The organism is Pseudomonas sp. PvP025, assembly GCF_017832155.1.
Classification (GTDB): Bacteria; Pseudomonadota; Gammaproteobacteria; order Pseudomonadales; family Pseudomonadaceae; genus Aquipseudomonas.
In genome coordinates this window covers 976,501-990,247 of record NZ_JAFIBJ010000001.1, presented here as the reverse complement: position 1 = coordinate 990,247, position 13,747 = coordinate 976,501, and the positions used below count along the sequence as shown (strand labels likewise).

The following is a 13,747-nucleotide window of genomic DNA, read 5'->3' as shown; positions in this document are numbered from 1 at the left end:
GTTTTTTTATGCCTGGAATCCAGTATCAGCAACACCACAAAACAAATGTGGGAGGGGGCTTGCTCCCGATAGCAGTGGTTCAGTCACCCTCTTCAGTGACTGATTCACCGCCATCGGGAGCAAGCTCCCTCCCACCTTTCAGAGGTTGAGCAGCCCTGAAAGCTGCGTTAAACCTCAAGCAATAAACGAATACACCAACGCCGTAATCGCCACCAAGCCCACCGCCGTGACAAACATATTGGACGCCTGCCCACGGTACTTGGCCATCGCCGGCACCTTGCGGATGGCATACATGGGCATCAAAAACAGGATCGACGCAATCACCGGCCCGCCCAGGGTTTCGATCATGCCAAGGATGCTCGGGTTAAGCGTCGCGACGATCCAGCACACCACCAGCATGAAAGCAGCAGTCATGCGGTCCAGGGTCTTGGGCGCGGGGCGGCGACCGGTCTTGACGATCAAGCCCTTGAGGCCTTCGCTGGCGCCGATGTAGTGGCCCAGGAACGACTTGGCAATCGCCACGAACGCAATCAGCGGGGCTGCGAAGGCGATGGTCGGGTTGTCGAAGTGGTTGGCCAGGTACGACAGGATCGACAGGTTCTGCGCCTTCGCCTCGGCCAGTTGCGCCGGCGACAGGGTCAGCACACAGCTGAACACGAAGAACAGCACCATCACCACCATCAGCACATGGGCGCGGCACAGGATCTGCGAACTGCGCTCGTCGGCATGGGCGCCGTACTGGCGCTTCTGGTCCACCGCAAAGGCCGAGATGATCGGCGAATGGTTGAACGAGAACACCATCACCGGAATCGCCAGCCACAAGGTATTGAGCAATGCCGATGGCGCCGGCACCACGTGAGCGGTACTGAGGATGCCACCGGTCCAGTGCGGCACCAGGTACACCGCGAGGAACAGCAACGCGACGATAAACGGATACACCATCAGGCTCATGGCCTTGACGATGACCTGCTCACCGCAACGCACCACGGCCAGCAGGCCCAGGATCAGCACGAACGACAGGATCGCCCGTGGCGGCGGCATGATGTGCAGTTGATGCTCCATGAAGCTGCCGACCGTGTTGGTCAGCGCAACGCTGTAGATCAGCAGGATCGGAAAGATCGCAAAGAAGTACAACAGCGTGATCAACGCACCGGCCTTGATGCCGAAGTGTTCTTCGACCACGTCGGTGATATCGGACCCTTCACGCCCGGACAGGACGAAACGGGTCAGGCCACGGTGGGCAAAGAACGTCATCGGGAACGCCAGCACCGCCAGAATCAGCAGCGGCCAGAAACCGCCGAGGCCTGCGTTGATCGGCAGAAACAAAGTGCCGGCGCCAATCGCTGTGCCGAACAGGCCCAGCATCCAGGTGGTGTCCTGGCGGCTCCAGCTTGAGAGGGTTGCAGGTGTCGTTGCATAGCGTTCGTCGACGCTATTGGCCTGATCATTCATCCGGTCGGATCTCCGCATTGACACGGCCGGGACGAGTCAGAAAAACCTGACAGGCAGCGCCCCGACTGTAGAAGGGGCTGGATTGTCCGGGATTCTCTTGAAGAAGCAAAGACTTAGCTGAGGAACGGTGAGCTAGCGGCCAGCCTGTTCGCACCTGCAATGGGATTTTGCGTACAGATGCGCTTTATACTCACCCGCTCAAACCCCTCAGCAAGAGCGTTGCGATGACCACCACTGTCCTGGTCCTGGTTGAGACCATCAACGAATACCTGCACATCATCGAGAGCAATGACTTTCATGTGATCCTTGCGCCGACGCCGGCTGAACGCGCCCAGGCGATCAAGGCCCACGGTGCGCAGATCAAGGCTGTGCTGACCCGTGGCCCGCTCGGTCTGTATGCCGAGGAAATCGCCGCATTGCCGGTGCTGGAAATCATCTGCGTGATCGGCGCCGGTTATGAACACGTGGATCTGCAGGCCGCCAGCAATCGCGGGATCGTGGTGACCAACGGCGCCGGGGTGAATGCGCCGTCGGTGGCGGACCATGCCATGGCGCTGCTGCTGTCACTGGTGCGCGGCATCCCGCAGACCGACGCCGCCGTGCGCCGCAGTGAATGGCCCAAGGTGATGCGCCCTTCCCTGGGCGGCAAGCAACTGGGCATTCTCGGGCTCGGCGCGGTAGGCCTGGAGATCGCCAGGCGCGCGTCTCTGGGGTTCGGCATGCAGATCAGCTACCACAACCGTCAGCCCCGCGATGACGTGGACTACACCTACTGCGCCACGGCGGTGGAACTGGCGCGCACCTCGGACTTCCTGATTCTTGCCACCCCCGGCGGCGCCAGCACCCGTCACTTGATCGACCGCCGCGTTCTGGACGCGCTCGGCCCCAATGGCTACCTGGTCAATATCGGCCGTGGCAGCGTGGTGGTCACTGCCGACCTGATCGCCGCCCTGGAGCAACGCCGAATCGGCGGCGCGGCGCTGGATGTGTTCGATGACGAACCCAAGGTGCCCGACGCGCTGAAGAAACTCGGCAACACCGTGCTCACCTCCCACGTCGCCGGCCTGTCACCGGAAGCGGCCCACGACACCGTGCAGCGCGTGGCCGACAACCTCACGGAATATTTTGCCGGACGCCCGGTACTCACGCCCGTCGCCTTGCCCGCGCCCATTAAATGACCGATCAGGCACGCTGATCATCCTCCAACACGCTAACCTATTAAGCCGCCCCGACCTTGTCGCTGGGCGGCGCTGCGCATTAGATTACCCAATAGTCCAAGGCCTCAAGAATAAGCAGAAGGGATAAGCATGGCGCTGAACGACCAATCGACAACGATTCGCCCAGGCGAAGAACTGGATGCCAGCCTGATCGATCCCTACCTCAAGGCGCATATCCCGGGCCTGAGTGGTGCGGTCACCATCAGCCAATTCCCTGGCGGTGCGTCCAACCTCACGTACCTGCTGGAATACCCGGACCAGGAATTTGTCCTGCGTCGCCCGCCCTTCGGCCACAAGGCCAGGTCGGCCCACGACATGGGCCGCGAGTTCCGCATTCTCAACCAGCTCAGGGACGGCTTCCCCTACTGCCCCAAGGCCTACGTGCACTGCACCGACGAATCGGTGATCGGCGCCGAGTTCTATGTGATGGAACGCGTCAACGGCATCATTCTGCGTTCCGACCTGCCGCCCGAGCTGGGCCTGGACGCCAGCCGAACGCAAGCGCTGTGCAAAAGCTTCATCGACACGTTCGTCGAGCTGCACCGGGTCGACTACAGCGCCTGCGGCCTGGCCGACCTGGGCAAGCCCGAAGGTTACGTGCAGCGCCAGATTCGCGGTTGGAGCGAGCGCTACGAAAAGGCCTTGACCCCCGACGCGCCCCAGTGGGAAGCCGTGCGTGCCTGGCTCAATGACAAGATGCCGGCCGACCACCCTACCTCCAGCATCGTGCACAACGACTACCGCTTCGATAACGTAATCCTCGACCCGCACAACCCGATGCAGATCATCGGCGTGCTGGACTGGGAACTGACCACCCTGGGCGACCCGCTGATGGACCTGGGCAACACCCTCGCCTACTGGATCGAAGCCGCCGACCCTGCGCCGGTGCAACTGATGCGGCGCCAGCCGAGTAATGCACCGGGCATGCTCACCCGACGCCAGTTTGTCGACTACTACGCCGAACGCGCCGGCATCCAGATCGACAATTTTGACTTCTACTACACCTACGGCCTGTTCCGCCTGGCGGGCATCGTGCAGCAGATCTACTACCGCTTCTTCCATGGCCAGACCCAGGACAAACGCTTTGCGCAGTTCATTCACATGAACAAGCTGCTGGAGCAGATGAGCCTGAATGTCATCGGTAAATCCGCGCTCTGATCGTTCACAACAAGGAACCCTCATGTCCAAGACCCAACTGTTCGACCTCGACGGCAAGATCGCTTTTGTCTCCGGTGCCAGCCGTGGCATCGGCGAGGCCATTGCCAGGTTGCTGGCCCAGCAAGGTGCCCATGTGATCGTTTCCAGCCGCAAGCTCGAAGGCTGCCAGCACGTGGCTGATGCGATCATCGCCGACGGCGGCAAAGCCACCGCCGTGGCCTGCCATATCGGTGAAATGGAGCAGATCACCCACGTGTTCGCCGGCATCCGCGAACAGTTCGGCCGCCTGGATATCCTGGTCAACAACGCCGCGACCAACCCGCAGTTCTGCAATGTGCTGGACACCGACCTCGGCGCTTTCCAGAAGACCGTCGACGTGAACATCCGCGGCTACTTCTTCATGTCGGTTGAGGCCGGCAAGCTGATGCGCGACAACGGCGGCGGCAGCATCATCAACGTGGCGTCGATCAATGGCATCTCGCCGGGTGTGTTCCAGGGCATCTACTCGGTGACCAAGGCTGCGGTGATCAACATGACCAAGGTGTTCGCCAAGGAATGCGCCGAGTTCGGCATTCGTTGCAACGCCCTGCTGCCGGGCCTCACTGACACCAAGTTCGCCTCGGCGCTGGTCAAGAACGACGCGATCCTGAAAATGGCCCTGGCGCAGATCCCCCTCAAACGCGTGGCCGACCCGAGCGAGATGGCCGGCGCGGTGCTGTTCCTGGCCAGCGATGCGTCGAGCTACACCACCGGTGTTTCGCTGAATGTGGACGGTGGCTTCCTCTCCTGACCCTGGCCTGAAACCCACACAAAATCCCTGTGGGAGGGAGCAAGCCCCCTCCCACAGTTTTGATTCCGTTCAAGCCACAGACTCAAGGCCGTTTGAACTGGCGCCGCAGCACTTCGACCTGCTGGCGGCAGGCGCATCCTTCCAGGTGATCGTTGACCATCCCCATCGCCTGCATCAACGCATACATCGTGGTCGGCCCCACATAGCTCCAGCCGCGTTTCTTCAAGGCTTTGGACAGGCGCACCGACGCCGGCGATGTCGAGTTCGCGGCCCAGTAGGCCATGTCGACCACCGCCGGGCGCTCGTCAGGGCCAGGCTCGAACGCCCATAGCCAGCGCGCCAGCGAGCCGGTCTCCGCCACCAACTCGCAGGCCCTGCGGGCATTGTTGATGGCGGACACGATTTTCGCGCGATTACGCACAATGCCGGGATCGTGCATCAGCCGCTCGATATCCGCCTTGCCGTATTGCGCCACGCGGCGAAAATCAAAACCGTCGAACGCCGCCCGGAACTGCTCGCGCTTGCGCAGGATCGTGATCCACGCCAGCCCCGCCTGAAACCCCTCCAGACAGATCTTCTCGTACAGGCGGATATCATCCGCCACCGGCACGCCCCATTCATGGTCGTGGTAGCGCAGGTACTCCGGCGCGGCCATACGCCAGGTGCACCCGGTAAGCCCGGTCTCGTCAGTTGTCAGCCCAGCCTGATCCATGCATCACCTCGTATGCCGTGCGCGGATGATAAGCGAAAATTTTTCCACCCTGCCAACCGCTCAAGCATCGCCCTCGCCGACCAACTGGTCAGACCAGGACCTGTCAACCGCCAAATATTTGCTTGTGATTTCAAAAAAATCCGGCCTAGACTGGCCGCGCACTGGACTTACCGGTATGACCACAACAATTAAGCCCTGGAACCACCAGGGCACCGAATAGGGATTTCTCCCATGCTCAGATGGTGCTCGCGTTCGATTTTCCTGCAAGTCGTGATTGGCCTGATGCTCGGCATCGCCTGCGGCCTGGCCCTTCCCGAATTCTCCACGCAACTCAAACCTCTGGGTGACGGTTTCATCAAGCTGATCAAGATGCTGATTGGCCTGATCGTATTCTGCGTGGTGGTCAGCGGCATTTCCGGCGCCGGCGACCTGAAGAAAGTCGGGCGCATCGGTCTCAAGTCGGTGATCTACTTTGAAGTGCTGACCACCGTCGCCCTGGTGATCGGCCTGATCATGGCGTTCAGCACCGGCATCGGCCAGGGCGCCAATATTCACCTGGAGCAGCTCTCCTCCGCCGGCCTCAATGAACTGGCGGACAAGGGCCAGCACCTCAAGGGCACCAGCCAGTTTCTGATGGACCTGATCCCCAACTCGGTGATCGGCGCCTTTGCCGACAACAATGTGCTGCAAGTGCTGCTGTTCTCGGTGCTGTTTGGCAGCGCACTGAACCTGGTGGGCGAAGCGGCCTCGGGCATCTCGCGGCTGATCAACGAACTGAGCCATGTGATTTTCCGCATCATGGGCATGATCGTGCGCCTGGCACCGATTGGCGTGTTCGGTGCCATCGCGTTCACCACCAGCACCTATGGCCTGGATTCGCTGCAACACCTGGGCAGCCTGGTGGGCCTGTTCTACCTGACCTGCTTTGCCTTCGTCGCACTGATTCTCGGCCTGGTGATGCGCCTGTCGGGCCTGCGCATGCTGCCGCTGCTCAAGTACCTGCGCGAGGAGCTGCTGATCGTGATGGGCACCGCCTCCTCCGACGCCGTGCTGCCGCAGGTGATGCGCAAACTCGAGCACCTGGGCATCGGCAGTTCCACCGTGGGCCTGGTGATTCCCACCGGTTATTCGTTCAACCTCGACGGGTTTTCAATCTACCTGACCCTGGCCATCGTGTTTATCGCCAACGCCACCGGCACGCCGCTGTCGATGACCGACCTGATGACCATCCTGCTGGTGTCGCTGATCACCTCCAAGGGTGCCCACGGCATACCCGGTTCCGCGCTGGTGATTCTGGCGGCGACCCTCACCGCCATCCCGGCGATTCCCGTGGTGGGCCTGGTGCTGGTGCTGGCGGTGGACTGGTTCATGGGCATCGGCCGCGCGCTGACCAACCTGATCGGCAACTGCGTCGCCACCGTGGCCATCGCGCGCTGGGAAAAAGACATTGATATCCAACGCGCCAACAAGGTGCTGGACGGCGAGCAGGGTTACGCCTTCCAGACAAAGAAACCGGTGTTGCCCGCGCATCAGGAATTCTGAAAGCGACACAGATTCACTGTGGGAGGGGGCTTGCTCCCGATAACGGTGGGCCAGCTTGCACCTCGGGTGACTGAAACACCGCGATCGGGAGCAAGCCCCCTCCCACACTGGATTTTCACTGGGATAACCACTGTGTTTGCAACTTAAGGAGGCATCGACGTGATCAGCACCTCAACCGTCGTCAATTCAGTCGTGGAAAAACTGCGTGCCGCACTCAAGCGCGGCCAGTGGCGGCGCGGTGAAATGCTGCCCGGTCAGCGTGAACTGGCCGAACAGATGGGCATCAGCCGGCCCAGCCTGCGCGAAGCAGTGATCGTGCTGGAAACCCTCGGCCTGGTGCGATCCATGCCCGGCAAAGGCGTGGTGGTGCTGGAAAACAGCGTCAGCCAGCCACACTCGAACGACGCCGTGGCCGATGCCAGCCTGGAAGATATCCTGCAACTGCGCTACACCCTCGAACCGTTCATTGTCGGCCTGGTGGCGCAATCGATCAGCACCCAGGAGGTCGGCCAACTGCGCCTGACCCTGATGGACATGCGCGAAGCGCTGGATGCCAGTGATGCCGAAGCGGGCATGCACGCCTACATCGGCTTCCATGAAGCGCTGTTCGCCCTCACCGCCAACCCGATCTTCCAGAACGTGGTGCAGCAAACCCGCAACGCTCTCAAACAGAGCGCCCAGGTACTGCGCAACTCGCCCGAGCACCTGGCCGAACGCCTGCGGGAAAACGAAGCCGTGGTACGCGCCATCCGCAACAAGAACAGCGCCCTGGCCAGTGCCGAAATGCGACGGCATATCCTTCAGGAAGGCCTGCGCATGGGCATCGCCCTGACCATTCCGGACGACCATCCGGGCAGCTGATTTTTGGAGACCGGCCATGACCGCCCACGCCCTGCACCGCCACCCGCCCCAGCCGCCACTGCACTTGATTGCCGGTAAAAAGCCCTCGGCAGACGACATTTACGCGCGGCTGTTCGACGCCATCCTTGAACACCGCATTGTCCCGACCAGCCGCTTTACCGAAGAAAGCCTGGCTGAAACCTTCGGCGTGAGCCGCAGCGTGATTCGTCGGGTGCTGACCCGGCTGTCCCATCAGCAGGTGGTCCTCCTGCGCCCCAACCAGCGCGCCCAGGTCGCCGCGCCGGATGCGCAGCAAACCCGGCAGATTCTCGAGGCACGGCGACTGACCGAAGTGACCGTGGTGCAATTGGCCTGCGCCCAGGCCACGCCCCTGCACATACGGCAACTGCGCGAATTGATTGCACGGGAACGTGAGTGCATCGAACGGGATCAACGCGGGCCGGCAATTCGGTTGTCCGGGGAATTCCATATGCAACTGGCGGTGATGGCGGGCAATGGACCGCTGGCGCAGTTCCTCAACGGCCTGGTGCCGTTGACGTCGCTGGTGATTGCCCAATATGCAGCGCAGGCCTGCACGTATTGCGCGTGGCAGGAACATGGGGCGATTGTGGATGCCGTCGAACAGGGTGACTCAAACGTGGCTGTGAGGTTGATGAGCCAATACCTGGATCACCTTGAAAGCAGGCTGCTTAAACGCCACTGACTTTAACTAAATAGGCAAATCACCCACATTGGATGTGTGGTGTTGGACAAAAACTGATCCAACAAAAAGCCCCTGCATCTCACGATGCAGGGGCTTTAGTGTTACTGCCTGATCAAGCCGGCTGCAGCACCGACTGACCACTCAACGCGAGGTCCAGCAATTCACGGTTGGCCACCGCGTACATGGCGTAGTCCGTGCCGACCGCGGCACGAATTTCCACCATCATGGCGCGCCAGCGATCAGCCATGTCCTGGTGCTGCTCAAGCCACAGGGCCACGCGGGCGTCCATCTCCTGCGGCGCGTCGGCCATTTGCAGGACCGAGATGGTGATTGCCCGTTGCTGCCAGTCCACATCGTCGCGGAACGCTTCGCGGGCCTGGGCCTGCCAGTTGTTGGCCACCGGCAGATCGCTGATCTGCTGCAGGTACCACGGCAGGTCCAGAGCGCTGCCCACGGCAAAGTAGGCCTTGGCCACTTCGGCGGCGTCGTGCCCGGTGACGTCGGCAGCTTCGATGATCGGCAGCAAGGTGTACAGGTGGGTGGTGCCTGCCACCATGCGCGCCAACAATTCCGGCACGCCGGCTTCGGTGTAGGCCTGGTAGCGGGTCTGCCAGCCTTCGCGGGTCGGGCCTTCCAGCAGTTCGTCGAGCTTGAGGCCCAACGCCGCCAGATGCGGACCGAAGTGCGCGGTGTCACGGCCAGCGTCCTGCTCGTTGCGACGGCTGCGCAGGAACCAGCGCGTGGCACGACGGCCCAGGCGCATCAGCTCGTCCATCAGTTCCAGTTGCACGTCGGCGGAAACCTGATGGTCCAGCGCCTCGATCTGCCGGAACCAGTGCGGCAGGTGAAAGATGTCACGCACGATCACATACGCACCGGCCACGTTCGCCGGGCTCATGCCGGTCGACTCCTTGAGGCGCTGCACGAAGGTGATGCCCATGTGGTTGACCAGGTCGTTGGCGATCTGGGTGCTGACGATCTCACGCTTGAGACGATGGCGACGCATGGCCTCGGAGAACTTGGCCACCAGGCTCGGCGGGAACGCGGTCTCCATGTCACGGGTCAGGTACTCGTCGTCCGGCACCTGGGACTTGAGCAAGGCTTCCTTGAGGTCGATCTTGCTGTACGAGATCAGCACCGACAGCTCCGGACGGGTGAGGCCCTTGCCATTGGCCGCGCGCTCGGTGAGCTGCTCCTCGGTCGGCAGGTACTCGATGGCGCGGTCCAGCTTGCCACGGCCTTCCAGGTCGCTCATCAGACGCTTGTACTCGGCGGCACGCTCGTAGGCACGGCGGGCGGCCAGGGACAGGGCCTGGGTCTGCTTGTAGTTGTTGCCCAGCACCAGGTGGCCGACTTCGTCGGTCATGCTCGCCAACAGCTGGTTGCGCTGCTTGTCGGTCATGTCACCGGCCTGCACCACTTCGTTGAGCAGGATTTTGATGTTCACTTCGTGGTCGGAGCAGTCGACGCCACCGGCGTTGTCGATGAAGTCGGTGTTGGAGCCGCCGCCATTGAGACCGAATTCCACACGACCCAGCTGGGTCATGCCGAGGTTGCCGCCCTCGCCCACCACCTTGCAGCGCAGCTCGTTGCCGTTGACGCGCAAGGCGTCGTTGGCCTTGTCGCCCACGTCTGCATGGCTTTCGGTGCTGGCCTTGACGTAAGTGCCGATGCCGCCGTTCCACAACAGATCCACGGGAGCCTTGAGCAAGGCATTGAGCAGCTCGGTCGGGGTCAGCTTGTCAGCCTTGATGTCGAAGCGTTCTTTCATCTGCGGCGAGATAGCGATGCTCTTCGCGCTGCGCGAGAAGATACCGCCGCCTTCGGACATGATGCTGGTGTCGTAGTCGGTCCAGGCCGAACGCGGCAGCTCGAACATGCGCTGGCGCTCGACAAAGCTGGTGGCCGGGTTCGGGTTCGGGTCGATGAAGATATGCAAGTGGTTGAAAGCCGCGACCAGTTGCAGCTTGTCGGACATGAGCAAGCCGTTACCGAACACGTCACCGGCCATATCGCCGACGCCCACCACGGTGATGCTGTCTTCCTGCACGTTGATGCCGCGCTCACGGAAGTGACGCTGCACACCCACCCACGCGCCCTTGGCAGTGATGCCCATTTTCTTGTGGTCGTAACCGGCCGAACCACCGGAGGCAAATGCATCGCCCAGCCAGAAGCCGTAGTCGATGGCGATGCCGTTGGCGATGTCGGAGAAGGTCGCCGTGCCTTTGTCAGCCGCCACCACCAGGTACGGGTCATCGTTGTCGTGACGCACGACGTTGGCAGGAGGCACCAGCGCGCCGTCTTTCAGGTTGTCGGTAATGTCCAGCAGCCCGGAGATGAAGATGCGGTAGCAGGCGATGCCCTCGGCCGCGATCTCGTCCCGGCTGCCGCCCAACGGCAGGCGACGCGGCAGGAAGCCGCCCTTGGCGCCCACCGGCACGATCACCGAGTTCTTCACTTGCTGGGCTTTTACCAGGCCGAGCACTTCGGTGCGGAAGTCTTCTTCACGGTCGGACCAGCGCAGGCCGCCACGGGCGACGTTGCCAAAGCGCAGGTGCACGCCTTCAACGCGCGGCGAGTAGACGAAGATTTCAAACTTCGGCACCGGCTTGGGCAGCTCGGGGATCGCGTGCGGGTTGAACTTGAAGCTGAAGTACGACTTGTTCTGGCCGTTGGCATCGGTCTGGTAGAAGTTGGTGCGCAGGGTGGCCTTGATCAGGTCCAGGTAGCGCCGCAGGATGCGGTCTTCGTTGAGCACCTGAACATCGTCCAGGGCGCTGGTGATCGCTTGTTCCAGACGCTGCTGCTTGTCTTCCAGGTCATCGGCGGTGAGCTTGCGCGCCAGGTAGAAGCGGGTCTTGAACAACCGCGTCAGCTCGCGGGCGATGTCAGTGTGGTTGTTCAACGTGCTGGCGATGTAGCCGAGGTCGAAGCCCAGGCGGATCTGCTTGAGGTAACGCGCGTAGGCACGCAGCAACGCCACGTCGCGCCAGGGCAGACCGGCGGTGAGCACCAGACGGTTGAACGCATCGTTCTCGGCGTCGCCATGCACGATGTGCACGAACGCGTCCTGCAGGGTGTCGTTGAGCTGCTGGATATCCAGGTTCACGCCTTCGGCGGCGATGAACGCAAAGTCATGGATCCAGAATTCGCGGCCGTTGGCATGACGCAGGCGGTACGGGAATTCACCCAGCACACGCAGACCGAGGTTTTCCAGGATCGGCAACACGTCGGACAACGCCAACGGAGTGTCGGCATGGTAGAGCTTGCAATGCAGCTCGCGCTGGCCGGAGACCTGGCCCAGCGGCTGATAGAAGCTCATCACCAGCGGGTTGGCTTCGGTGAGGCTGAGCAGGTGCTGCATGTCGACCACGGCCGAATGCGCGGCAAAGCGCTCGCGGTAGCCGGCCGGGAAGCCTTTCGGGAAATCCGCCAGCACGTTGGTGCCGTGGGCTTCGCCGAAGCTCTCGACGACCAGGCTTGCGTAGTCGTCCTGCCAGCTGCGGCAGGCCTGCACCACTTCCTTTTCCAGTTGCAGCGGGTCGATGTCCAGACGGTTCTTCGGGTCAACGCGCAGAATCAGCTGCACACGGGCCAGCACCGACTCGGAGAAGAAGGTCCAGAACTCGCAGTCGGAGGCCTTCAGGCGATCCATCAGCACTTGCTGGATTTTCTGCCGCACTTCGGTGGAGTAGACGTCACGCGGCACATAGGCCAGGCAGTAGCAGAAGCGTCCGTACGGGTCTTTGCGCAGGAACACGCGGATCTTGTTGCGCTCCTGGATCTGCACGATCGACATCACGGTGCTGAACAGCTCGTCGACCGGGGTCTGGAACAGGTCGTCACGGGGCAGCACTTCAACCACCTGGGCCAGTTCCTTGCCCAGGTGAGCCTTGGGCTGGAAGCCGGAGCGGCGTTCGATCTCCGCGACCTTGCGGCGGATATACGGGATGACCCGCACGCTTTCGCCGTACACCGACGAGGTGTACAGGCCCATGAAGCGGTGTTCCTTGAGGACCTTGCCGTCGGCATCGATCTCGCGGATCGACACGTAGTCCGGGTAAGCCGGGCGATGTACGCGGCTTGGGTGCGCCGCCTTGGCGAACGACAGCACGGTCGGCTCGCGCAGGTAGGCCACGGCGTAGTCTTCGATGCGCAGGTCGTCGGCGCTGAGGCCGGCACGCAGCAGCTTGGTCAGACCGAGGAAGGAGCTGGCGTCATATTCGATATGACCGCCGTCCGCCTCGTCACGTACCACGAATTCTTCGTAGCCCAGGAAGGTGAAGTGGTTGCCCACCAGCCATTCGAGGAAATTCTTGATCTCGGCTTTTTCTTCACCGTCAATCGCGTACTGGCTGGCATCGATACCGGCCAGCAGGTCCTGGACCTTGGCTTTCATCGGTTCGAAATCGGCCACCGCCACCCGCACTTCGCCCAGTACCTGCTCCAGCTCTTTGCTCAGCACGCTCAGTTCGGCAGCGTTGGCGCAGCGGTCGATTTCCAGGTACATCAGCGATTCTTGCTCGATGCCCTCGCCCTGGGTGCCCTTGGGCAGGATTTCCAGCAGATCGCCCTTGCTGCCACGACGGGTGCTGAGCACGGTGGTCTGCAGGGTGTGGATGCTGTAGCCACGTCGGTTCAGCTCGGTACGTACCGAGTCCACCAGAAAAGGCAGGTCACGGTGCAGCACTTCAACCGCAGTGTGGGTCGACTGCCAGCCGTGACGTTCGTAATCGGGGTTGTAAACGCGCACTTGCGGTTGCGCAGGATCGAAGCGCTCAAGCAGGCGCCAGGCAGACAGGGTGCAACCGGCCAGGTCAGACAGGCGACGCTGGGTCAGTTCATCCAGGGAAATAATGCCGAAGAATTGCTCAGCGAACAGTGCCACTTGTGGCAGTGCCTGTTCGCTGATGTGCTGCGCCAGTGCCGCTTGCAGTTGATGCTGGAAGTCGGCCTTGCTGGCTGCGGTGAAGAACGCCATCTGTGGTACTCCGCTTGGGCTTGTTATTGATGGAAGCGTCGCGTGTTATCCCCGTGCGGGGAGACCGTCAGCTCTGTTCGTGGGTAACGATGACAAACACCATAAACCAATCAGAGTGACAGGTGGGTGAAGCTGGACAAGACAGTCAGGTCACATACAACTTCCACAGGATGAACCGCAGCCGGGTGACGGTACGACGGGCAGGTCAGACGCCCGGCCAGGGCACATCCGTTGCGCAGCTTAACGAGTGCGGGAAGATAGCTGCTTGCGATCCTGCGACATATTCGGTCATCGGTACGCAGGGTTGGGGTTGCGCCTTGGGCAACCCGGT

The 13,747-nt window shown here is 61.8% G+C and carries 9 protein-coding genes; 6 read left to right on the top strand and 3 right to left on the bottom strand.

Going from position 1 to position 13,747, the window contains the following annotated elements; all coding sequences use genetic code 11:
* Positions 1-174 precede the first annotated feature (174 nt).
* The gene (locus JOE32_RS03980; RefSeq protein WP_209981632.1) at positions 175-1,452 is read right to left on the bottom strand and encodes a serine/threonine transporter; all 1,278 of its coding nucleotides are present in this window, start codon (positions 1,450-1,452) and stop codon (positions 175-177) included.
* Positions 1,453-1,676: 224 nt separating this feature from the next.
* On the opposite strand from JOE32_RS03980, the gene JOE32_RS03975 reads away from it, so the two are divergent.
* The 3 genes from JOE32_RS03975 (at position 1,677) to JOE32_RS03965 (ending at position 4,617) form a co-directional block, all read left to right on the top strand.
* Entirely contained in the window at positions 1,677-2,630 is a 954-nt protein-coding gene (locus JOE32_RS03975; RefSeq protein WP_209981630.1) for a 2-hydroxyacid dehydrogenase, read from the top strand.
* 129 nt (positions 2,631-2,759) lie between these two features.
* A complete protein-coding gene (locus JOE32_RS03970) occupies positions 2,760-3,827 on the top strand; it encodes a phosphotransferase family protein (RefSeq protein WP_209981628.1) in 1,068 nt (355 codons plus the stop codon).
* Positions 3,828-3,849: 22 nt separating this feature from the next.
* A complete protein-coding gene (locus tag JOE32_RS03965; RefSeq protein ID WP_209981625.1) occupies positions 3,850-4,617 on the top strand; it encodes an SDR family oxidoreductase in 768 nt (255 codons plus the stop codon).
* A gap of 82 nt (positions 4,618-4,699) precedes the next feature.
* On the opposite strand, the gene JOE32_RS03960 is transcribed toward JOE32_RS03965, so the two are convergent.
* Positions 4,700-5,329, bottom strand: coding sequence for a DNA-3-methyladenine glycosylase I (locus JOE32_RS03960; protein WP_209981623.1), 630 nt, complete (start codon positions 5,327-5,329; stop codon positions 4,700-4,702).
* 231 nt (positions 5,330-5,560) lie between these two features.
* Here JOE32_RS03960 and JOE32_RS03955 point away from each other — a divergent pair, with 231 nt between their 5' ends.
* The 3 genes from JOE32_RS03955 (at position 5,561) to JOE32_RS03945 (ending at position 8,435) form a co-directional block, all read left to right on the top strand.
* Positions 5,561-6,871, top strand: coding sequence for a C4-dicarboxylate transporter DctA (locus JOE32_RS03955; protein WP_209981622.1), 1,311 nt, complete (start codon positions 5,561-5,563; stop codon positions 6,869-6,871).
* Between the two features lie 159 nt (positions 6,872-7,030).
* Positions 7,031-7,732 carry an FCD domain-containing protein gene (locus tag JOE32_RS03950; protein WP_209981621.1) on the top strand — a complete coding sequence of 234 codons (702 nt, stop codon included), beginning with the start codon at positions 7,031-7,033 and terminating at the stop codon, positions 7,730-7,732.
* 16 nt (positions 7,733-7,748) lie between these two features.
* Complete coding sequence (locus JOE32_RS03945; RefSeq protein WP_209981620.1) at positions 7,749-8,435, top strand: GntR family transcriptional regulator; 687 nt, start codon at positions 7,749-7,751, stop codon at positions 8,433-8,435.
* Between the two features lie 112 nt (positions 8,436-8,547).
* Here JOE32_RS03945 and JOE32_RS03940 read toward each other — a convergent pair whose 3' ends face one another.
* On the bottom strand, positions 8,548-13,416 hold the full coding sequence (locus tag JOE32_RS03940) for an NAD-glutamate dehydrogenase (protein ID WP_209981619.1): 4,869 nt from the start codon (positions 13,414-13,416) through the stop codon (positions 8,548-8,550).
* Between the last annotated feature and the right edge of the window lie 331 nt (positions 13,417-13,747).

What these genes read in the sequence shown, in the direction of transcription:
- JOE32_RS03970 (WP_209981628.1), top strand. Translation starts at nt 2,760, where the DNA reads ATGGCGCTGAACGACCAATCGACAACGATTCGCCCAGGCGAAGAACTG.
- JOE32_RS03955 (WP_209981622.1), top strand. Translation starts at nt 5,561, where the DNA reads ATGCTCAGATGGTGCTCGCGTTCGATTTTCCTGCAAGTCGTGATTGGC.
- JOE32_RS03940 (WP_209981619.1), bottom strand. Translation starts at nt 13,416, where the DNA reads ATGGCGTTCTTCACCGCAGCCAGCAAGGCCGACTTCCAGCATCAACTG.
- JOE32_RS03965 (WP_209981625.1), top strand. Translation starts at nt 3,850, where the DNA reads ATGTCCAAGACCCAACTGTTCGACCTCGACGGCAAGATCGCTTTTGTC.
- JOE32_RS03960 (WP_209981623.1), bottom strand. Translation starts at nt 5,329, where the DNA reads ATGGATCAGGCTGGGCTGACAACTGACGAGACCGGGCTTACCGGGTGC.
- JOE32_RS03975 (WP_209981630.1), top strand. Translation starts at nt 1,677, where the DNA reads ATGACCACCACTGTCCTGGTCCTGGTTGAGACCATCAACGAATACCTG.
- JOE32_RS03945 (WP_209981620.1), top strand. Translation starts at nt 7,749, where the DNA reads ATGACCGCCCACGCCCTGCACCGCCACCCGCCCCAGCCGCCACTGCAC.
- JOE32_RS03980 (WP_209981632.1), bottom strand. Translation starts at nt 1,452, where the DNA reads ATGAATGATCAGGCCAATAGCGTCGACGAACGCTATGCAACGACACCT.